We start from the raw sequence: 21,514 nt of genomic DNA on the forward strand, positions 1-21,514 counted from the left end.
GGGCAGCTTTTTTGTTAAGGTAGTTCATCTATTTTTTATAAAAAAAAAGCATCCAGAATGCATTCCAGATGCCTGCTTTACAACTGAAAATAATGATTAATCCTTCCAAAGATATACCTTCCCGCTTCGAGGATCATAAAGAAGATCAACAAAATCACCTGGTCTTGGCGGATACAGTAAACTGACGACCTGCTTTACCTCTCGTTGAATAAGATTATGCTGATAGGTAAACTCTACCTTCATGCGTACCTGCGGCTGCTCATTAATATAAGTACCAGTTTGATTAATTTGCGTAATTTTTGCCCGTACTTTGATACCGCCATTATTTAATATGCGTTTTCGTTTCCATTTACTAAGCTTGGAGAACATGAAGATAATTATCATAATAAGCAACGGAATACCAACCCAAAAAGCAATAATTATAGTGAATGTTTGACCAGCTGAATCTTCACGAATATATTGAAGCAGTCTGTCTTTAGAGAAAGTATTTGAATCCTGTGTGAGTTTTTCAGCTTGCTGCTGCTTTTCTTCTGCTAAAGCAAGATAGCTTTTCTCCACTGATTCCGGGGTTAATAATTCGCTGACTGACGGGTCTGCTAAATTGACAGATATGGCAGCTCTATCCGAAGCGATATAAAGCTCTTCTTCAGTAGCCTGTGCAAAAAATGCATCATTACTATAATCGAAAGACTGCCCCTGCAGCATCTTTGTCAGGTCTGCAACCATCTCTTCACCTGCTTGGTTAAAAACATATCCAATAAGTGCAGATGATTCCTCGACAGATTTTCTGCCAATGACCAGGGTCAGACTTGTATCAAGCTGAATCAGATTTGGATAATAAATTGGCTCAGGTGTCGGGATTTCATTTTGTACGGTATGTGTATGAATATCATATTGGACAAGTTGATTATCAGCTATGCGTATAACAGTAGATTCTTTTCCTTGATACAGCTTGGAAACAGCTTCTTCCTCTGTTTCCCAAAAACTCGCCGCTTCCGGGATAAGAAATCTCTCGTCGGCTTTTGGCGAAAAGGTCAGCATAAATTGTGATTGATCATATAAGCTTAGCTCCACAGCAGGCAATAAATCTGTAAACGAGCTTGAATAATATAGTTTAGCATCTACAAGATCAACAATTTGTTCATTCTCCGTTAAGTCTATTTCCTCAAGCTGTACATCATGAATACTATATAAAGAGAAGCTCCCGTCATTCTTTTTTCCAAGTAAGTAAATAGTACCCTGGTGGCTGAGCACATGGCTTTCCAAGTATCCCTCTGCTTGGATTTCCGGGATATCCAATTTTGTTAATTCTTTACCAGATTCATAGTAATAGGCTTTAATCATATTATTATCATTAGCTTTTGTAATAAAGACCAATCCATCTTTTTGATAGGATACAAAGGAACGCATAAAAATATCGCTATCAAGCTGCTCTGTTTGAACAATTGTATTGGCAGCAGGATCCACCTCTTCCAGCAAAATAGTGCCGTCAGCTGATCTGGCTGTTAGACCATGACCGTTTGGTAACATATAATATTCCGAAATTCCATTTACACTCTCACTCAAAGCTTCAGCCTCATGGAGTAATTGGTCTGCCCGCTCTTTTTCCGGCTGAAATTCTGTATAGCCTTTATAAAACATAAATCCAATGATGATAAAAGGAATCAGAAAAGGAATAGAAAAGAAAATCCAGCCTTTTGAAAAACCGCTATTATTTTTTTGTTTAGGTGCCATTTTCCTTATCTCCTGCATGATTTGATATAAACAATATTATTCTAGCATATTTAATTAGAATTTACCGATTTGTTTTGGAAATATTTAAATAATGATTTCGTTCCAAATAGCAGGAGTTGTAAAAAAACAGTATACTAAAAGTAGCATTTATTATTTAAATTTTCTGGATTTCGAATGTTTATGGAATTGGCATTAACAAAATAGAAGGGAGGTATACGATTGGATAGAAAATACAATGATTTAATTGGAGATATGATTAAAGAGAATGATTATAGCTATGAAAAGGATTTGCCGGGTAAGGGAAAACCTTTATCGAAGGATTATATCCAGAAGGATACTTTTCAACACTTTCAAAAAATTGCGAAGGACGCAGGCTATTTGCCGCCGTGGCTGAAGCTGCAAAAGGAAATCAACTTATTGGTGCAGGAGGCGCAGACAGAAGGGGATATCAAAAAAATTAACAAGCAAATTAAAAAGCATAACCGAATTTGCCCGGCACCATTGCAAAAGAAATTTGTCAGCTTAGTTCATCTGGAAACAGCGAAGAAGGAGTGGTAATCATAAATTAAAAACTGGACCTGCAGGATGTAGCTTATCTTTGCAGGTCCAGTCGGATTTCTCTTACACTTATTCTACTTTCTTTCCTTTTTTATAAACAATTTTATCGCCTTGAACGGCTTTTATATCCTCTAGTGGATTTTCTTCAATAATAATAAAGTCAGCAAGCTTATCTGATTCAATGGAACCGGCATAATCGTCAATTTTTAACAGCTCTGCTGCATTAACGGAAGCGGATTGTAATGCCTGCAGTGGCGTTAAGCCAGCCTTGACCATATGTTCAAGCTCCTCGGAAGATCCATTTTCAAAATCATTATAAGCAGTTCCCGAATCCGTTCCCATCGCAATTTTAACTCCAGCTTTTGCCGCTTTGCCGATACTTACAATATGAGCCTCCTGGACAGCGAGTGATTTTTTAACCATAAAGTCAGGTAATTTATCCGGATGCTGATTAATCGCCCATGGCGCCATTAGTGTCGGTACAAGGTGGGTATCGTTCTCCAGCATCATTTGTATCGCCTCATCATCAAGATAAATCCCATGCTCAATGGAATCTACACCTGCACGGATAGCGTTCTTAATTCCTTCTGTTCCCTGGGCATGAGCACAGGCAGTATAACCTTTATGGTGTGCTTCATTCACCGCCGCACGCATTTCATCAACACTCAGCTGAATATCATGTGGTGTTTCTCCATCAATGCTTACGCCGCCTGTAGCCATTAATTTAATGTTTCGTGCGCCATTTTTAATATTGGTACGGGCATTTTTACGAAGCTCGTCAACACCATCAGATTCGAGTCCTAATTCAACACCGTGTCCACCAGTCATTACAAGCGCCGGGCCTGATCCGATAATTCCAGGTGCAGTAATTTTATTTTCTTTTTCCAGTTTAGATAATTGTAAATCAATGTCGTCAGAAGAACCGACATCACGTATATATGTGACACCATTTTTTAAAAGCTTATTTAAGTTATCCACCGCAATATAAGTATTTACGACTGCTCCTGTTTTGACAGCATTAACGGAGGATAGACCGCCAATTTTGAAGAAAGGATCTAAAACAATATGTGTGTGGGCATTGATTAAACCGGGCATCACATATTTTCCTTTCAGATCAATGACTTTATCTGCATTTTTTGTTTCTTGATTGATAAATAGACCCGATTCTGTATCTACCGCAAAATCAATTGCTTCAAAATCTTTATTTTTACCGGTAAATACGTTGGCATTTTTAAATAAAATTGTTGTCATTCTTGTCTCTCCTCATGATTGATTTTTCTAATGTTGTATGAAAAATTTTAGAATACAGATAAATATATCATAAAAAAAGAGAGAATTGTGGGAATTTGTCTTAGAATTATTTTCCCAGGGGATTATTAACACGAAAATTAAATAATAAAAGACATCCCTCAATTGGTCCGCTGTAAAAGCAGTTAGCCAATGAAAAGATGCCTCAATAAATACAGTTCTAATTTACTCTGTCAGTCCAGTTCCAAAGTCTTGTTTCATCCAGCTGTAATGCATAGACTTCATCATTTTCCCGCAGCTTTAGCAGCTCTTTTGTCGGCCCTGTAACCACCACACCGTAGTGGTTAATCCCGTTTTCTTCAAAATATTGTATGGTTTCATCGATATGCAAATCATCCCAAACATATTTATTAGCCAGCTTTTCGTGGTCTGACAGGAAATACAGCACTTTAAAAAATTGCTCATGCAGCATCTCACTGTCTCCATCTTCATAAGTGGGAGAAGAGCTGGTTTCAGAAACAGTCCCTGAGCCAAACAAGCCTTTTTCTTCCTGTCTTTCTACGGTATACATATCCTCCTCCAGCCAGATAGGACTTGCTGGAAATCCAAAAAAGAATGGATCGTGACTAGAGATAAAATCAATTTCATACTCATCTGACATATCACCTTTTTGAACTCCAAACCAAAGAATTTCTAAATTATAGTTATCGAAGAGGTCAAACACCTCATCTGTATTAAGAAAATCATCGAAAGAAATATAAGCAGAGGAGACTGTTCCTTCTGGTAAATTTTCAAGCTGCTCCCAATCTGAAGAATACGCTTCCTCCTCACCAGGCAGATAAAAACCTGGGGATGCGGAATTGTCATTTGTAAATAAAGTATCATTTTGCTCTCTTAAATAAGAAAAGAAGAAGGACGATTCAGATTCGCCGACTTCAAATATTTCATCGCCAACCTGTTTTCGCTTCGTTGTTTCTACATCCAGTCCGAAGAATAATCCGCCCTGTGCTGAAGAATAGGACAGGCTGCCATAAGGATCTGTCAGTGCAGCAGTATAATCATTAACATTCATGATGATTTCTGATCTGTCCGGTGTCCCCCAAGAATAGTAGATCCCGGTACCTATCATGCTAATAAATAAAATACCAATAAATAAAATAAACACGAAAAAAGTTGTCTGGATCCGGGCTTTCCATTTTCCTCTCCGCAGGATTTTCTGCTCTTTTTTATTGAAGGGCTTATTATCCTGCTTCTCTCCATTTTCAAAGATATTTTCAAGCGTATCGAGCTCCTTTTCAAACGCTTCTTTCTCTTCGTCTGTTAATTCGCCTTTTTCATAAGCCAGTAATTTTTCTTCAAATGTTCTTTTCACTGATTTTCATCCTTTCTCTGTCTGATTGCCTGTCTTCCGCGGAACAGCAATATTTTAAAATGACCGAGTTTTACATCCATTATTTGAGAGGCTTCTTTATAAGACAGCTCATGAATATCGTGAAGAATAATAGCGGTCCGCTGTTTATCCGGCAGCTGGTCAATCAGTGCTAAAACCTCTTGTACCTCTTCGCTTAAAATAAGCTGGTGATGAATTTCTGCTTCATTTTTCTGTAATTGCTGGAAGAAGTCTGTCTCTGTAACGACGCTTTTTCGATGCTTTCGATAATAATCAATATAAGTACGATAAGCTACGGTAAATAGCCAGGATTTCACGTTTTCATTATGATAAAATTCCAGATACAGATAAGCCCGTAAAAATGTTTCCTGCACCAGATCTTCAGCTGTATAATGATCACGGCTCAGAGAAAGAAGGAATTGATAAATATCCCGAAAGTATAATTGATAAACCTGATCAATCGATTTCATGCGTTCCTCCTTTCCATCTACACATAACACGTTTCAAATTAAAAAAAGTTACAGATTTATTTCAAATTTGGAGAAATAAATTTTATGAGTTCAAAAGAGATTTTTATTAATTACTATTTCGCTGGATTTCAACGATTGTCAACAATTATGCGGTAAATCAATTAAAAACTTTGATATGATAAAGAATATACATAAAATGAATGCAATTTTAAACCTTATAGCAAATAAAATTCTTACGTTTTTAGGAGGAGAAAAATGAATGAGCAAAGTAAGAGAAATAAAATTGCCTGGGAGTATAGAGCTTATGAATTTTGGAATAAAAAATATGGATCACCTCAAAAATTAGCGGCACAGGTAGCGGAGAACCCGATTGGACAATTGAAGAAGCATAAGAATTATTTTCAGCATATAGAAGGGAAGAAGGTTGCCAATCTCTGCGGATCTAATGGCAGAAAAGCAGTTCCAATTGCTTTACTTGGAGCAGAAGTTACTGTATTTGATATCTCAGAAGAAAATAAGCAGTATGCCTTGGAGCTTGCCGGGTTTGCAAATGCAGCTATTGATTATATTGTGACTGATATTTATGAAATTGACTTATCCGCGTACCAGAGCAATTTTGATGTACTATATCTGGAAGGCGGTATATTGCATTATTTTGATGATATTGAAAAATTGATGAGCATACTTTATGTACTTTTAAAACCGGATGGGAAAATGATTCTGAGTGATTTTCACCCATTAAGGAAATGCATTTTAGCTGATAGTAAAAAGGTAAGCTACTTTGATAGCAAAAAAGTTCAATCAGGTGATTTAGCTTATAAAGATTATTTTGATGAAGCTGAACAGACTGATTTTCCAAATGTATCAGTCCGTTTATATACATTAAGTGACATTATTAATGCTGTTATCGGTTCCGGTTTTCAATTGGAAAAATTTGAAGAACACCGCGGCTGGAACGGGGAGGATATACCTTGGGAATTTACGATACTTGCGAAAAAATGAATGAGAGGTGTGGAGCATATTGGATATAAAGCAGCTAAAAAGGTTGAACAAAGGATAAGAAAAGTACTAGAGGAAAATTGTTTCGAGATAGAAAAAAACCTTTCATCAGAAATAACTCATGAAAGGTTTCAATTTTTCCCTGTTCTCAAAATCGAAAGCTTTTAAATCAATTCACCTCTTCATTTGAGGCCGTTACAACACCTTCATTCTCTTTCGTTATTCTCTTTTCCCAAGCAAGCACGCCCATTGCTAGGAGGATTACAACTGCGGTAAGAAGGAGTGCATTGCTGTATGCACTGTAATCGGAAATGTTCAATGGATTCCAGTGCCCGCTGTTAAACTCAAGAAAGCGACTAAACAAAGCAATGCCGATGGCAGAAGCCAGGAATGTCATTAATGTGAACAAACCCATTGCAATGCCATTTTCGCTTGATGGTACGATTACCGATATATGATTGGAAAAAGCTGTCTGATTGGCAGTGAACCCAAGGAATATTACAATAAGCAGGATAGAAATCCAGATTGGTGAAGAGCCGACAAAAATAGAAAGCCCTACACAGGCAAATACCATGATGATAAAACTCCATTGATTAATGTGCAAACTACCATGTTTATCAATCAATTTCCCTACTAGTGGCCCTAAAACAGCAGTCAGAAGTGCACCTGGGAATAAAACAAGACCGATCCAGTCAGATGACAATGCATTCGCTTTCGTGAGCATTAATGGTATGATGAAAAGCACACCCATATATGTAATAGAGTTTAGAAAGCTCATCAATAGCACTAAACGGAATGGGCTGTTTTTCAAAATATTAATTTCAATGAACGGCTCTGCTGCCCGTTGATTTTGTAAAAAGAAAAGAACAAGGAATACAACTGCAAAAAGAAGTAGCCAAGCAGAAACATTAATCCCCATTAAAATGGAAGTAACAGCCAGCATTAGCAGGATAGCGCCGCCCATATCGAAGTGTCCTGTTTTTGTTTCCTCTTTGGGTGCATATTTAAGGAAATGAGGAACACCCAATAAACTTAACAGAGACATCAGAAATAAAGTTTTCCAACCGAACCAATCCGTTAAGAAACCTCCGAGGATGGGGCCAATAGCCGCCCCGAGAGCCACAATTGAAAATACCATAGCAAGCACACGGCCACGGTTTTCTGCTGGATAAAACCTGGCTGCAGCTACTAAACTAAGAGATGGAAGCGCGCCTGCACCAAACCCTTGAACGATTCGTGCTGCAACAACCATTCCATAATTTACATTGAAGAAACCAACTAGTGATCCAACCATGAAAATACCAAGTCCAATCAGAAGTAAACGACGAACTGGGAACATATCAGCCAGTTTTCCAAAAGTGACAGATCCAATACCAAAAAATAGGCTGAAAATAGCCGTTACCCAACTTACTTCAGAAGGGGTGAGTACGAAATCCTTCGCTATGCTTGGAAGCGCAACATTCATCATTGTTGTATTCATGGTAGCATAAAGCAGAATATAGCAGATGGAAATATTTAGCCATTTTTGTTGTTTGTTCATTATGATCCTCCATTTATTGATTAAATTGTATCTCTTTAAAATCCGCTTTATTAATTTGAGGAAATATCCCTCCTTCTTTTTATTAAGAATTTAGTCAACATATTGACTTAATAATCATATCTTACATCCATTATTAAGTCAATATGTTGACTAATAAATTGCACGAAGCTATCTAACCAGCAGCTGGCTAATAGCCGCTGGTTAGATAGCTTAGCTGTTTCCATTTTTCTAGGTCTTCAAATCATTGAATAGGTTTATGATCATTCCTTCAATAGTTTCTCCACATGATGAATGAACTTTGGCAGTATAGTATGCAATTGATTAATTTCTTCCTCATCCAAAATAGAGAATGCTTGTCGATTCCCTGTAACTCGGTGTGGAAGGATTTGATTTAATGCATCATTGCCCTTTTTTGTGATGTGAACTCGCGTTATCCTGCGGTCACTTGGATCTGTATATGTTTCAATATAATCACTTTTCTTCATCCTTTCGATAAGTCCAGTGATTGCTTGTTTGGTAACAAGTGTATTTTCTCTTATTTCTCGTAAGGATAAATCACCTTGATTGGAGAGTATGGATAGCAGCATGTATTGATATACACTGGGTAACCCGCCTTTACCTGCGTATTTTCCGCCAATTCTCTCGAGCAGATTTGCCATCCTCACAATATCCAATACTGTATTGGCTAACTTATCGTCTTTGGAATTCATGGTAACCCTCCCTGGGTGAAATGTTTATTTTAAGTATACAGCGATTCCTTCAATCCTGTCATTTCATATATGGCCAATATGTTTAACGCAGGTTTTGGAAATGATAAATGAAAAACTTAACCCCCCAGCTATGCGGGGGAGAATTGAGTAAGCATTGGTGATACAGCGAACATAAAAAAGCCTCCTATGCTAGACTGATAATGGTGTCGCAAGCCAATATCACATTGTGCATGAATGAATTTCATAATTTTTTATAAATCCAAGGGTGAACTGAATTTTCGGAAGTGTATTTTAAAAAACAAAACTAAGCAGCTGGTTATTGCTGGAAGATAAAAGACGGAACAAAGATAAAAGAACCTTTTTAGAGGTGCGAGGGTATGAGGGCTTGTGATGCCAGCCTTTTAGGCGTAGCAGGTAAAATGCCCTTATAGGGCTGTTGTCAAATCATCATGAATTATGTTACATAAATGATACACAAAAATTTAATTATTTAATTACAACTTCTGATTGGAGTGAACACCTATGAGTAACCCGATTATTCTGATACTCACCAAGGAAATTGATCTTTATTATACGTTTCGCGATAATATCCGGGATGTTTTTGGAGATAAAATCCGGCTGCGCAGCAATCATTTTTTACCGGTTCATCTGGAGGATGTAGATTTAATTCTGTCTTCTGCCCCGGACAGCCTGGTTGAGGATTTTATTGATTTTGAGAAGACAAAGGCACCTATGCTGGTTGCCAATCGATCTATTGATTTTAAAAAGCTGGAAAAATTATTTGAATTGCCTAAGGCGACACGATGTCTGCTTGTCAGTAATGATGAGGCTATTGCCTATGAATCTGTAACCATGCTGAAGTATTTGGGATTCGATTACTTAGATTTTTACGCGTATTCCCCTGATATGGAGCATCCGCCTAATTTGAAAAATATTGATGTGGCGATTACACACGGTTTGGCAAATCTTGTCCCTGCAGAGCTGGAAGCAGTTATTGATTTAGGAAACAGACGCCTTGATCTGAGTACACTTTTTGATATTTCAAAAATTCTTAAGCGTAATTTTAATCATGCTCATCATATAACGATGGGCTATGTGAAAAATTTTGCCCGTATTGGCAGAGAGCTTGCCAATTCTGTCCGAAATGAGAATTATATTAATTCCAGCTTACAGGCTGTTCTCAATGCCGTGCAGGATGGTGTTGTTTTTATTGATAGTGAAGGACATGTTTCCTTATTTAATGAAGAAGCAGGCAATATTTTAGGGGTTGATAGCAGGGACGTCTTACACCAGTATTATGCGGATGTATTACATGAATTTCAAATTGATAAAGTGATGGAGACGAAACAGCCAATTCCAAGGCAGCAGATTCAGGTACGTGGTTTGAATCTGTTGGTTACGCTAAATCCAATTTTGCTTCATGGAGCTTTTTCGGGAATCGTTCTTGTCTTTCAGGATGTGACACATGTAGAGCGGATGGAGCAGGAGATAAGGAAAAAGAAGCTGCAAACGGGATTAACCACAAAGTATTCCTTTGACGATAATATTGGCAGCGGCCAGATGATTATGGAGACACAGCTTATCGCGAAAAAATTAGCCAGAAGTGACTATACGATACTAATCACCGGAGAAAGTGGAACGGGAAAAGAGATTTTTGCACAATCTATTCATGAATATTCCTCCAGAAATAAAGGACCTTTTGTGGCGGTGAACTTTGCCGGGATTTCTGAATCGCTTGCAGAAAGTGAATTATTCGGCTATGAGGAAGGGGCATTTACAGGAGCAAGAAAAGGTGGAAAAGCTGGCCTTTTTGAATTAGCGCAAAACGGAACAATTTTCCTGGATGAAATAGGAGACGCTCCACTGAAAATTCAAGCTGCTATTTTGAGAGTGCTACAAGAAAGACAGGTTATGCGGGTCGGAGGAAACAAAGTTATTCCGATTAACGTCCGAATTATTGCAGCAACCAATAAAAATTTAGAGGGTATGATTAGAGACGGGGAATTTCGTGATGACTTGTTTTACCGTTTAAATCAATTACCTTTAAGGATCCCTTCATTATCCGAAAGAAGGGAAGATATTCCTAATTTAATCCATTATTTCTTAGCACAGAAAAATAGTCAGCTGAATTTTCCATCAGATGTGATGAATCAGCTTTCCTCTTATAGATGGCCGGGAAATGTCCGGGAATTGGAAAGCCTGGTTACTTATTTGTCAGTTGTTGTGAACGGGCCGGAAGTGAGTCTGGCTGATTTGCCATCTAAAATGAAGAATAATCCGTTTACAGATATCCAGGCAGATAAAATAATAAGATTGCTCGAACATTCAGGAGATCTAAATCTTTTTAAGGATATTTTAGAAAGCTTATCTATTACACAGGGCGAAAATATGGGAATTGGCCGTTCAACATTACAGGCAATGCTTTCTGACAAAATTTCTGAGAGCAGACTGCGTACAAAATTGGAAGTGCTGAAAAAATACGGTTTAATAGAAACTGGAATAAAAAAGCAGGGAACCAGGATAACTGATCTGGGAGCAAGAATTATAGAACTTATTTAAATTTAGGAGTATTTATAGGAATGTTCGGTCCTATAAATACTCCTAAATTTTTATTGGTTTATTGAAATCAGCTCTATCAAGCCTTATAGTTAATTGGCATGTTTTTTGCATAATATACCCTATAGCGTTTTATCTGGAAGCAGCGCAACTGCTGTTGAATGCTTTTTCAGAAAATAAATATTATTTAGCGAATGGAGGCTGGATGAATGATTACATTAATTAAAAATGCTGAAATTTATGCCCCAGAATCATTGGGGAGAGCATCTATTTTATTCGTTGATCAAAGAATCGCCAAAATAGGAGAAGTAGACGAGGAAGTGGTAAAAGAATTAGGTATTGACTATAAAATAGTGGATGCAGATGGTGATTATGCTGTGCCGGGGTTTATTGATCCGCATGTTCACATAATTGGGGGCGGAGGAGAAGGAGGTTTTGCGACCCGGACCCCGGAAATACAGCTGAGCGATATGATTCAATCTGGAATTACGACAGTTGTCGGTCTGTTAGGAACGGATGGGACAACCCGCCATATGACTTCTCTTCTCGCCAAAGCACGTGGGTTGGAAGAAGAAGGAATGACAACATTTATTTATACAGGAAACTATGCAGTTCCTACAACGACAATTACATCGAGTGTTAAGGAAGATATTATTCTATTTGATAAAATTATTGGAGCGGCAGAGATTGCTATTTCCGATTCGCGTTCGGGACAGCCTTCTCTGCATGAATTAGCCAAGATAGTGGGAGAAGCCCGAGTAGGCGGTATGCTCAGCGGGAAAGCAGGAGTAACGCATTTTCATACCGGTCCCGGAAAGGAATATTTATCCCTGCTGCATCAGCTTTTAGAGGATTATGAACTGCCAGCTTCGAATCTTTATGCTACACATATCACCCGCAGCCAGGAGCTGCTGGATGATGCAATACGACTGGCAAATAAGGGAAGCTATGTAGATATCACAGCTGATGATGAAACAGGTGAGTGGGTTGCTTACTATAAAAAGAATGGCGGGGATATGCAGCATTTAACGATTTCTTCAGATGGAAATGGGAGCCTGCCGAAGTTTGATGAAGCAGGAAAAATGATCGGCTTTGGAGTTGCGAGTACACAAACGTTGTACCAGCAAGTCATTGGTACCGTGAAAAAGCAGGCACTGTCCATAGAGGAAGTTCTTCCGCTTGTAACGAGTAATACGGCAGATGCTTTGAAATTGAATAATAAAGGCGGTATCCAGGAAGGCAAAGATGCCGATGTCCTTATTTTAGATAAAGAAACACTGGCGCTTGAGCATGTATTTGCAAAAGGGCGTCACATGCTGGAAAGTAAAAAGCTCCTTGTTAAGGGGACCTTTGAAAAATAAGAAACTTACACTGACAGGTGAAGAAATGGAGGATTTCACAGATGAGAAAAAAACCCAATTTATTTGAAGCTTTTTCACCAATTGTCGTGATGCTGCTGTTACTTGCTATTGGCTTTGGTGTCTATGGATTCAGTCCGGAACCTCTGTTGATTTTAGCTTCTGTATATGCAGGATTTATTGCATGGCGATTAGGATATACATGGGACGAAATGATGGAAGGGATTCAAGAAAAAATTAAACAGGCCATGCCTGCCATTCTCATTCTGATTTCAATTGGAATTTTGATTGGGACATGGATGATTGCCGGTACGATTCCAATGATGATTTATTATGGGTTACAAATAATTAATCCAACATTTATCGTACTTATTGCGTTTGTTGTTGCTGCGATTATCTCCATTGTTACAGGAACATCCTGGGGTTCAGCGGGTACGGTCGGTGTTGCATTAATGGGAATTGCAACCGGACTTGGAGCGAATCTTCCAGCGACTGCAGGTGCCATTGTTGCAGGTGCTTATTTTGGGGATAAATTATCTCCACTCTCGGATACGACCAACATCGCTCCAATAGCTGCTGGAAGTGAACTCTATGAACATATTCGTCATATGCTATGGACAACTGTACCAGCAGCGATTCTTAGTATGATTATCTACTTTTTTGCCGGCCTTCATTTATCTTCAGATAATGCCGCTACACCAGAGACGATGAATATCATGCTGCAAACACTAACAGATATGTTTAATTGGAATGTTTTGCTGCTGCTTCCTCCAGCAATTATCTTATACGGAGCAATCAGGAAAAAGCCGACACTCCCAATGATTATCTTTTCATCTGCGGTTGCAGCAATTTTAGGGATTTTTATGCAAGGATTCAGTGCTGGTGACGTATTTGCATCCACGGTTTCAGGATTTGACGTAGGTATGGTCAATCGTGCAAATTTTGAACCTGATTCAGTTATTCCGGAAGTTCTCAGTCTGGTACATCAGGGAGGCATGCAATCAATGACAGGGGTTGTTTTAATTGCCTTTTCTGCTTTTATCTTTGCTGGTATTATTGCCAAATCAGGATCTCTTGAAGTAATTATCCAAACATTAATGAAAGTGGTTAAAAGTACAGGAGACTTAATACTGACTACCGTTCTTTCTTGTATTACCATGGCTTTAGTTACAGGGAATTCATATCTTTCTATTATCGTACCCGGAGAAATATTCAAGGATACGTATAAGAAAAAGAAATTACAGGCGAAAAACTTATCCCGTACGTTAGAGGACTCTGGTACGGTTGTGGTACCGCTTATTCCATGGTCATCAGCCGGGGTATTTATGGCCGGGACACTGGGTGTTTCTACACTCAGCTACGCTCCATGGGCGATATTATGTTATACAGGATTTATTTTTGCGATTATTTTAGGGTATACAGGTATTGGTATTGCGAAAATACCGGATGAGGATTCTGAAGAAACTACGGAAGCTAAACCGGAACAGTAAATAAATCTTACTTGAAACATCCTCTTTTTTGATAGTTATCTGAATCAAAAAAGAGGATGTTTTTTTGTGAGTTAGTTCACGAGATACTAGAGTCTTTGGCATAGTAGTCTTCAAATTTTGAGAATGAAAGAAATTTCCAGTATTGCTATGAATTTGTATTTGATTTCCTTGCTATCTAACTGAATTTTCGATAAACTTATGATGGAATTAGATAAAAGTTATGAATGCATGCTGGTTTATGGAATCAAATTGGATGTTCCTGAGTATTACTTTTATTTGGAGACGGCATAGCGATTTCAATTCACTTCTGCTTAAAGGATTTGCTGCTGATACGAAGGTAAGAGCTATTTGTGGAGAGACACACATCTGGGGTGTAGAGCAGTTTTTCTTATAAATATTATTGTTCCATGCAGCCTAATAATTACTGGTAATCTTGCTTTATAAAGAACTATTACAGGAGGTTATTTCATTGGCACAAACAACAATAGAAACATTGAAGAATTATGTGGGCGGAAAATGGATCGAAGCGAATACAGCAAAAACAGAAGAAGTAGTTAATCCAGCAACTGAAGAATTGCTTGCTCGTGTGCCGCTATCCTCTTTAGAGGACATAAATCATGCAATAGAAACAGCAGCAGAAGTATTTGAAACGTGGAAGGAAATCCCCGTACCAAAACGTGCCCGGATTCTATTTAAATATCAGCAGCTCCTGGTGGAGAACCATAATGAGCTGGCAAAGCTGATTACCCTTGAAAATGGTAAAAACTTTGCAGAAGCGTATGGAGAGGTACAAAGAGGAATTGAAAATGTAGAGTTTGCAACAGGAGCACCTTCGTTGATGATGGGGGAGCAGCTAGCTTCGATTGCAACAGACTTAGAGTCCGGGGTATATCGTTATCCAATTGGGGTCATTGGGGGAATTACACCCTTTAATTTTCCGATGATGGTTCCATGCTGGATGTTTCCAATGGCGATTGCTACTGGGAATACATTTGTCATGAAGCCTTCTGAACGTGCACCCCTGCTTGCGAATCGTTTAGCAGAATTGCTCGAAGAAGCTGGCCTGCCAAGCGGTGTGTTTAATATCGTTCATGGTGCACATCATGTTGTAAATGGTATATTAGATCATCCGCAGGTGGCAGGAATATCATTTGTCGGATCGCAGCCAGTAGCAGAATATGTTTACAAACGCGGTACAAATAATTTAAAGCGGGTGCAGGCATTGGCAGGTGCAAAGAATCATTCAATTGTGCTGCATGACGCTAACCTGGATAATGCAGCCACACAAATTATGAACGCTGCATTTGGTTCAGCTGGAGAACGTTGTATGGCAGCTTCTGTAGTAGCTGTAGAGGAGAGCATTGCAGATGAATTTATTGAGCTTTTGACACGAAAAGCAAATGAAATTCAAATTGGCAATGGTTTAGATGAAGGAATTTTCCTTGGACCAGTAATTCGTGATAAGCATAAAGAACGTACATTAGACTATATAGAATCCGGAAAAAAAGAAGGAGCCAGCCTGGTCCGCGATGGCCGTGAAGATGAAGCTGTAAGGCAAAAAGGTTATTTTGTCGGGCCGACTATCTTTGACCATGTTACTTCAGAAATGAAAATATGGCAGGATGAAATTTTTGCTCCAGTTTTATCTATTGCTCGTGTGAAGGATTTGCATGAAGCAATCGAGCTGGCAAATAAATCCCGCTTTGCTAATGGAGCATGTATCTTTACAAGAGATGGGGGGAGTGTACGCCAATTTCGAGAAAAGATTCATGCTGGAATGCTTGGAGTTAATATTGGAGTACCGGCTCCAATGGCTTTTTTTCCTTTTTCGGGATGGAAGGATTCCTTCTATGGTGATTTACACGCTAACGGTAAAGATGGATTACATTTCTATACACGAAAGAAAGTTATCACTACCAAATGGGTTTAAGGTAGAAGGAAGTCACTGTAATTACAGTGGCTTTTCTAATTAACTATCTATGTCATATTCTAAAAAATGTGATGAGCTGGAATTTATACCTTTTATAAAATTCATGAGATACTGTAACAAAGAAAATATATAAAATTATTCAGAAATGAGGAGAGGCAGAATATGAAAATACTAATAGTCGGAGCCACAGGAGCAATCGGAGAAGTTGTATATGAAGAGCTGAAGGATGATGCAGAATTTATCCAAGCCAGCCGAAATTCTACAGAGTATCCGGTAGATATTACCTCTGAAGCAAGTATTAAAGCGCTTTTTGAAAAGGTTGGTCAGGTAGATGCTATTATTTGTGCAGCTGGTTCAGCACACTTTGCAACGGTAAATGAGCTGACACCTGAGCAAAATATGATTGCTGTAAATAGTAAGCAGCTGGGACAGGTAAATTTAGTATTAATCGGTTTGCACTATCTGAAGGATCATGGAAGCATTACACTGACAACAGGTGTCTTGATGGACGATCCATTGAAAACAGCATCCTCTTCTGCAATGGCAAATGGCGGTGTATCAGCATTTGTGAAATCAGCAGCGATTGAAATGCCGCGTGGAATTCGTATTAACCATGTCAGTCCGTCCATGCTTGAAAAATCAAAAGAAAAGCATGGTAAGCTGTTCCAGGGGTTTGAGCCTGTTTCTTCCAGGCGGATTGGTTTGGCTTACAGGAAAAGTGTTTTCGGTGCACAGACAGGACAGGCTTATAAAGTATATTAAGTATAAAAAGCAGATCAAACACAATGTTCGATCTGCTTTTCTCTCTTATCCCTGTATAAATAATTCAATTACATGTCCTTCTACTTCAAACGATTTCATGTCTTCCTTTTTCTCAAAATGAATGGAATCGAGGATTAGATGCCTATGCACCAGTTCATTAAATTTGGTTAAAATACGCTGTGCAGCAGTATCCGTCTCCACGAATAACTGTACACGCTGTTCGACCGGCAGATTCAAGTCTTTGCGATAGGTTTGCACAGCGCGGGCAAATTCTCTGACAAAGCCTTCTTCTTTCAATTCCTCCGTTAAGCGAACATCCAGCAGCGCCATAAACGTATTTCCTTCCGATAATGCAAACCCATCTGTTCCTTTCTTTTCGATAAGCACATCCTCTGTTGTTAAAGTAATTGTGTCACCGGATTGCAGGATGAATGGATATTGTTTGTCTGCAATAAATTTTTCTTTTTCTGTGTTATCTAAAGCTTCTACTTTATTTTTTAATTCACCAACTGCCTTACCGGCTTTTGGACCGACAACCGAAAAGTTTAATTTAAAAACAAATTGTAAAAGCTGATAATCCATCTGCTTGAATAGTACATCCTTGACATTCAATTCTTCTTTAATAATGGATTTGTAGTTTTCTAATGCAGACAGTTCAACGTTTTCTTTTGGCATTACAATTAATTGCGCTAAAGGAAGTTTTGTTTTTATTTCAACTGCATTTCGCAGAGAACGGCCCTGCTCGATAATTTGTAGTACATTTCCCATATCTTTTTCAAGCTCTGTTTTGATCTGCGTTTGATCAGCTGCTGGGAAATCGGATAAATGGACACTTGAGCCGGTTAAATCAGAGTATATTTCCTCCGTCAAAAATGGTGTGTAAGGCGCCATGATTTGCGACAGCTTTGTCAGCACTTCAAATAAAGTATGGAATGCTGCCCGCTTATCGTCTGTCATGCCTTCACTCCAGAAGCGTTGTCTGGAACGTCTGACATACCAATTGCTGACCTCATCGATAAATAACGAAATTACCCTTGCTCCTTTGGTGATATCATAGGCATCTAAGCTTTGCGTCACCTCTTGAATGGCGGTATTTAAACGGGAGAGCACCCATTTGTCAAGCGTAGTTGGATGACCGGCTGCCTCTTTTTCCGGTTTAAAGTCATCAATTTTTGCATACATCTGATAAAAGGAATAAACATTTAGAAGTGTATCCAGCACTTTTGTTTTTGCCTGGCTGACTGTCTTTTGGGAAAAACGTTTATTATTCCAAGGGGAGCTGTCAGCAAGCAAAGCCCATCTGAGCGCGTCCGCGCCAAATTCATTGATTAAATCAATCGGTGATAGGGCATTACCTTTACTCTTGGACATTTTCCGCCCGTTTTCATCTAAGATATGTCCATGTGAGAGTACCCGTTTGTATGGTGCTTTCCCAGTAAATAAGGTGGAGACTGCCAATAAACTATAGAACCAGCCTCTAGTCTGATCAACAGCCTCAATGACAACATCAGCTGGATATTGGCTCTCGAATAATGCTTTATTTTCAAAAGGATAATGATACTGGGCAAACGGCATGGACCCGCTGTCAAACCAGACATCAATTACTTCACTGGTCCGGTGCATCTTTCCCCCACAGTCACAGGAAAAATGGATGTTATCCACATAGGGCTTATGCAATTCAATATCTTCGGGGAGTGAATCAATAGACAGCTCTCTTAATTCTTTGATGGAGCCTGGTGATTTTTGTGCACCGCAGTCATCACAGACCCAGACATTAAGCGGTGTTCCCCAATAACGGTTTCGGCCGATATTCCAATCAACCATATTTTCCAGGAAGTTGCCGAATCTGCCTTCCTTCATATGGAATGGCAACCACTCCGCCATTTGATTATTTTCTATCATCTTTTCTTTTACTGCTGTTGTCTTAATGAACCATCCTTCCATTGCATAATAGAGAAGGGGAGTATCACAGCGCCAGCAATGCGGGTAGCTATGCTCATATTTTTCTTTAGCAAACAAAAGCCCTTTTTCAGCAAGCATTTTGATAATATCTACATCACATTCTTTGACAAATTTTCCGGTAAGTGGTGTGATTATATCTTTATAGCGGCCTTTTGTATCAACAACATTGACAAAATCAAGATGATTCTCCTGGATTACTTTATAGTCATCTTCTCCATAAGCCGGTGCTAAGTGGACAATTCCAGTCCCGCTTGTATCTGTAACAAAATCAGCCCCAATCACCACATGACCGTTAGAAACTGTTATAAAATCAAATGGCGGATGATAGGAGAGCCCAATTAAATCCTGCCCTTTGACAGTTTCTAAGACTTTATAATCTTCCTTCATCACATCCTGGACTAATGGTTGTGCGACGATGTATATTTCATTTTCCTGCTGCACACGCATATAATCCATTTCCGGGTTCACAGCGAGAGCCACATTGGCCGGCAGTGTCCATGGTGTTGTAGTCCAGCCTAATAGATACTCATTATCTCTTCCTTCGATCTGAAACTTAGCAGTCGCAGATAAATCTGTCACATCTTTATACCCTTGGGCGACTTCATGGGAGCTTAAGGATGTCTCACAATGCGGGCAATAGGGAACAACACGATGTCCCTGGTATAAATAATCTTTCTTGTGAATATGAGAAAGAATATGCCAGACGGATTCAATATAGTCATTATTCAGTGTGATATAAGGGCTTTCCATATCCACCCAATATCCGAGCGCCTCGGTGAATTGCTTCCATTCATTTTCATAGGTAAAGACACTTTCCTTACATTTCGCGATAAAATTCTCGATACCATATTCCTCAATCTGTTCTTTACCGCGGATGTTTAATTGCTTTTCAACCTCCAGTTCAACCGGCAGACCGTGGGTATCCCAGCCTGCTTTTCGTAAAACCTGATAGCCGGACATGGTTTTATATCTTGCTACAAAGTCCTTTATCGTTCTGCCAAGAGCATGGCCGGCATGCGGTAAGCCGTTTGCTGTCGGAGGGCCTTCATAAAAGACAAAGGATTCTCTGCCTTCTCTGTTGGAAATAGAGCGCTCAAAAGTATGATCTTTTTCCCACTCTTTCCGGATTCTTAATTCACGTGCTGCACTTGATACCTTCATTTTTTTCACCTCATTAAATTAAAAAATCCCGATTCTGCGCAGAGAGAATCAGGATGGTTGCATTCGTCATAAAAAATAAAAAAAACCAACATAGTAGTGGTTTTCGAATGGATTTTCACTACGTACTATCATACGCGTTCCGGATATCGGTAGAATGCCGTCAAAGTTTAATACATATGGTCTAGTTCCAAGCATCAAAAACTAGACAACTTCGTATAAGTGCCCTACGATAAGTCATCATCGGTTCGCTAGCTCTCCGTGATTCCTTTATCTCAGTTACTTTGCTCCAGTTGTTACGTTTTTAAACGATGCTTTCCACTTTTCTCTTCAACTTTGCTTCTCAGGGAGGATTTTCATTAGCTTTCTTAACGTTGACTTTCAGCACATGGTCAACTCTCTGTAGTTAAGAGGAAGATAATTACTCTTTCCCGTCATCGAATTAGATTTTTAAATTAACAATAATAGTAAACGATTGAAAATGAAAAGTCAACTTGTTTCAACTATTGGCTTTTTAGCAAATTGGTAAGTAGACTGTATAATAAGAAATAGAAGAAGGGGAGGCAGGATATATGGATATTCAAAAAATAATGATTGTCAGTCCAATGATAAACGAATTAAAGGAATACATAGAACAGTATAATCTGGATAAAGAAATCCGTTACCTGACTGAAGACAAATTAACAGAAGAAGATCTGGAATGGGCAGATGCTTTCTGCGGCTTTCAAATAAAGAAAAATACAGACTACAGCAAAGTGAAGTGGGTACATTCATTAGGTGCCGGCGTGGACGGATTTTTATCCGGCAGAAATTGGGATGAGAATGTACTGCTAACACGGACGGTTTGCTCGTTTGGACAGCGGATTGGAGAATATTGTTTAAGCTATATTTTGAGAGATGCGCAATCTCATCAGAGGTTTGCTGCGCAGCAGGGCGAGAAAGCCTGGAATGCAATTACCCCTAAATTACTGAGTGAGAAGAAGGCAGTTATTTATGGAACAGGAGAAATTGGTCAAAAAGTAGCAGGAATCCTATCAGTATTTGGGGTGAAGGTGTATGGGATATCTTTAAGCGGCAAACTGAAGTCAGCTTTTAACCAGGTAGCGGCTATTGATTCACATTTTTCGATTATAAAAGAAGCAGATTATGTGGTTAATACATTACCGCTAACAGATAAAACAGCTGATTTATTTGATAAAGCTTTTTTTGAACAAGTAACGGAGATTGGATTTATCAATACTGGCAGAGGAAAATCCGTAGATGAAGCAGCTTTAATCGAGGCGATAGAAAAAGAGCAGGTGCGTTTTGCCGTGTTAGATGTTTTTCGTGAAGAGCCACTGCCTGCATCACACCCATTCTGGGAGCATCCTGCTATCACAATAACACCGCATATTTCTGCTGTGACAACAGCAAGGGAGGCAGTGGAGTGTTTTATTGGCACGCTGAATAAGGTAGAAGCGGGGCAGGTCTTGGAAAATAAAGTGGATATTCAAAAAGGTTATTAACATCTATTTTTATAATTATTATTTTGGTGATGCTAAAGATGGCATCAATTATGGAATTTAAAGCTCTGTATAAAATATAAAACTCCTCACAAACTATATCATGCTAACCTTTGTATGGATGTTTACTTATACAAAAAAAGGGAA

16 protein-coding genes are annotated in these 21,514 nt (G+C 38.8%); 9 read left to right on the plus strand and 7 right to left on the minus strand.

Annotation, left to right across the window (positions count from 1 at the left end):
• Positions 1–96 precede the first annotated feature (96 nt).
• Positions 97–1,734: a hypothetical protein gene (locus tag IEX29_RS05685; RefSeq protein ID WP_188733503.1), complete on the minus strand. Its 1,638-nt coding sequence runs from the start codon at positions 1,732–1,734 to the stop codon at positions 97–99.
• A gap of 219 nt (positions 1,735–1,953) precedes the next feature.
• Here IEX29_RS05685 and IEX29_RS05690 point away from each other — a divergent pair, with 219 nt between their 5' ends.
• Complete coding sequence (locus IEX29_RS05690; protein WP_188733504.1) at positions 1,954–2,292, plus strand: DnaJ family domain-containing protein; 339 nt, start codon at positions 1,954–1,956, stop codon at positions 2,290–2,292.
• A gap of 69 nt (positions 2,293–2,361) precedes the next feature.
• Here the strand turns inward: IEX29_RS05690 and IEX29_RS05695 are convergent, their stop codons facing one another.
• The 3 genes from IEX29_RS05695 to IEX29_RS05705 form a co-directional block, all read right to left on the minus strand.
• The gene (locus IEX29_RS05695; protein WP_188733505.1) at positions 2,362–3,543 is read right to left on the minus strand and encodes a metal-dependent hydrolase family protein; all 1,182 of its coding nucleotides are present in this window, start codon (positions 3,541–3,543) and stop codon (positions 2,362–2,364) included.
• A gap of 217 nt (positions 3,544–3,760) precedes the next feature.
• Positions 3,761–4,912, minus strand: coding sequence for an anti-sigma factor (locus IEX29_RS05700; RefSeq protein ID WP_188733506.1), 1,152 nt, complete (start codon positions 4,910–4,912; stop codon positions 3,761–3,763).
• On the minus strand, positions 4,909–5,400 hold the full coding sequence (locus tag IEX29_RS05705) for a sigma-70 family RNA polymerase sigma factor (protein ID WP_188733507.1): 492 nt from the start codon (positions 5,398–5,400) through the stop codon (positions 4,909–4,911). The genes IEX29_RS05700 and IEX29_RS05705 overlap by 4 nt, the downstream gene beginning before the upstream one ends.
• 255 nt (positions 5,401–5,655) lie before the next feature.
• Here IEX29_RS05705 and IEX29_RS05710 point away from each other — a divergent pair, with 255 nt between their 5' ends.
• Positions 5,656–6,402 carry a class I SAM-dependent methyltransferase gene (locus tag IEX29_RS05710; protein ID WP_188733508.1) on the plus strand — a complete coding sequence of 249 codons (747 nt, stop codon included), beginning with the start codon at positions 5,656–5,658 and terminating at the stop codon, positions 6,400–6,402.
• Positions 6,403–6,568: 166 nt separating this feature from the next.
• Here the strand turns inward: IEX29_RS05710 and IEX29_RS05715 are convergent, their stop codons facing one another.
• Complete coding sequence (locus IEX29_RS05715) at positions 6,569–7,939, minus strand: MFS transporter (protein ID WP_188733509.1); 1,371 nt, start codon at positions 7,937–7,939, stop codon at positions 6,569–6,571.
• Between the two features lie 260 nt (positions 7,940–8,199).
• A complete protein-coding gene (locus IEX29_RS05720; protein WP_188733510.1) occupies positions 8,200–8,649 on the minus strand; it encodes a MarR family winged helix-turn-helix transcriptional regulator in 450 nt (149 codons plus the stop codon).
• A 522-nt stretch (positions 8,650–9,171) separates the two neighbouring features.
• Here IEX29_RS05720 and IEX29_RS05725 point away from each other — a divergent pair.
• The 6 genes from IEX29_RS05725 to IEX29_RS05745 all read left to right on the plus strand — a co-directional run bounded on the left by IEX29_RS05725 (position 9,172) and on the right by IEX29_RS05745 (position 16,745).
• Complete coding sequence (locus IEX29_RS05725; RefSeq protein WP_188733511.1) at positions 9,172–11,208, plus strand: sigma-54 interaction domain-containing protein; 2,037 nt, start codon at positions 9,172–9,174, stop codon at positions 11,206–11,208.
• Positions 11,209–11,414: 206 nt separating this feature from the next.
• A complete protein-coding gene (gene iadA, locus IEX29_RS05730) occupies positions 11,415–12,566 on the plus strand; it encodes a beta-aspartyl-peptidase (RefSeq protein ID WP_188733512.1) in 1,152 nt (383 codons plus the stop codon).
• Between the two features lie 41 nt (positions 12,567–12,607).
• Positions 12,608–14,053 (plus strand): Na+/H+ antiporter NhaC, encoded by a 1,446-nt coding sequence (nhaC, locus tag IEX29_RS05735; protein WP_188733513.1) that lies wholly within the window; start codon positions 12,608–12,610, stop codon positions 14,051–14,053.
• A 220-nt stretch (positions 14,054–14,273) separates the two neighbouring features.
• Positions 14,274–14,447 (plus strand): hypothetical protein, encoded by a 174-nt coding sequence (locus tag IEX29_RS26605; protein WP_229720114.1) that lies wholly within the window; start codon positions 14,274–14,276, stop codon positions 14,445–14,447.
• A 75-nt stretch (positions 14,448–14,522) separates the two neighbouring features.
• Positions 14,523–15,983 (plus strand): CoA-acylating methylmalonate-semialdehyde dehydrogenase, encoded by a 1,461-nt coding sequence (locus tag IEX29_RS05740; RefSeq protein WP_188733514.1) that lies wholly within the window; start codon positions 14,523–14,525, stop codon positions 15,981–15,983.
• A 162-nt stretch (positions 15,984–16,145) separates the two neighbouring features.
• Entirely contained in the window at positions 16,146–16,745 is a 600-nt protein-coding gene (locus IEX29_RS05745) for a short chain dehydrogenase (protein ID WP_188733515.1), read from the plus strand.
• A 45-nt stretch (positions 16,746–16,790) separates the two neighbouring features.
• Here IEX29_RS05745 and ileS read toward each other — a convergent pair whose 3' ends face one another.
• Positions 16,791–19,868 (minus strand): isoleucine--tRNA ligase, encoded by a 3,078-nt coding sequence (ileS, locus tag IEX29_RS05750; RefSeq protein WP_188733516.1) that lies wholly within the window; start codon positions 19,866–19,868, stop codon positions 16,791–16,793.
• A 569-nt stretch (positions 19,869–20,437) separates the two neighbouring features.
• Between ileS and IEX29_RS05755 the strand changes: the two genes are divergently transcribed.
• Complete coding sequence (locus tag IEX29_RS05755; RefSeq protein ID WP_188733517.1) at positions 20,438–21,370, plus strand: D-2-hydroxyacid dehydrogenase; 933 nt, start codon at positions 20,438–20,440, stop codon at positions 21,368–21,370.
• Positions 21,371–21,514 lie beyond the last annotated feature (144 nt).

It is taken from the genome of Oceanobacillus neutriphilus (genome assembly GCF_014645515.1).
GTDB classification, from domain to species: domain Bacteria; phylum Bacillota; class Bacilli; order Bacillales; family Amphibacillaceae; genus Oceanobacillus; species Oceanobacillus neutriphilus.

Bases quoted from the DNA above. Each gene is read 5' to 3' on its own strand.
- IEX29_RS05710 (WP_188733508.1), top strand. From the start codon at position 5,656: ATGAATGAGCAAAGTAAGAGAAATAAAATTGCCTGGGAGTATAGAGCT.
- iadA (WP_188733512.1), top strand. From the start codon at position 11,415: ATGATTACATTAATTAAAAATGCTGAAATTTATGCCCCAGAATCATTG.
- IEX29_RS05705 (WP_188733507.1), bottom strand. From the start codon at position 5,400: ATGAAATCGATTGATCAGGTTTATCAATTATACTTTCGGGATATTTAT.
- IEX29_RS05715 (WP_188733509.1), bottom strand. From the start codon at position 7,939: ATGAACAAACAACAAAAATGGCTAAATATTTCCATCTGCTATATTCTG.
- IEX29_RS05685 (WP_188733503.1), bottom strand. From the start codon at position 1,734: ATGGCACCTAAACAAAAAAATAATAGCGGTTTTTCAAAAGGCTGGATT.
- IEX29_RS05695 (WP_188733505.1), bottom strand. From the start codon at position 3,543: ATGACAACAATTTTATTTAAAAATGCCAACGTATTTACCGGTAAAAAT.
- IEX29_RS05755 (WP_188733517.1), top strand. From the start codon at position 20,438: ATGGATATTCAAAAAATAATGATTGTCAGTCCAATGATAAACGAATTA.
- IEX29_RS05725 (WP_188733511.1), top strand. From the start codon at position 9,172: ATGAGTAACCCGATTATTCTGATACTCACCAAGGAAATTGATCTTTAT.
- ileS (WP_188733516.1), bottom strand. From the start codon at position 19,868: ATGAAGGTATCAAGTGCAGCACGTGAATTAAGAATCCGGAAAGAGTGG.
- IEX29_RS05720 (WP_188733510.1), bottom strand. From the start codon at position 8,649: ATGAATTCCAAAGACGATAAGTTAGCCAATACAGTATTGGATATTGTG.
- nhaC (WP_188733513.1), top strand. From the start codon at position 12,608: ATGAGAAAAAAACCCAATTTATTTGAAGCTTTTTCACCAATTGTCGTG.
- IEX29_RS05745 (WP_188733515.1), top strand. From the start codon at position 16,146: ATGAAAATACTAATAGTCGGAGCCACAGGAGCAATCGGAGAAGTTGTA.
- IEX29_RS26605 (WP_229720114.1), top strand. From the start codon at position 14,274: ATGAATGCATGCTGGTTTATGGAATCAAATTGGATGTTCCTGAGTATT.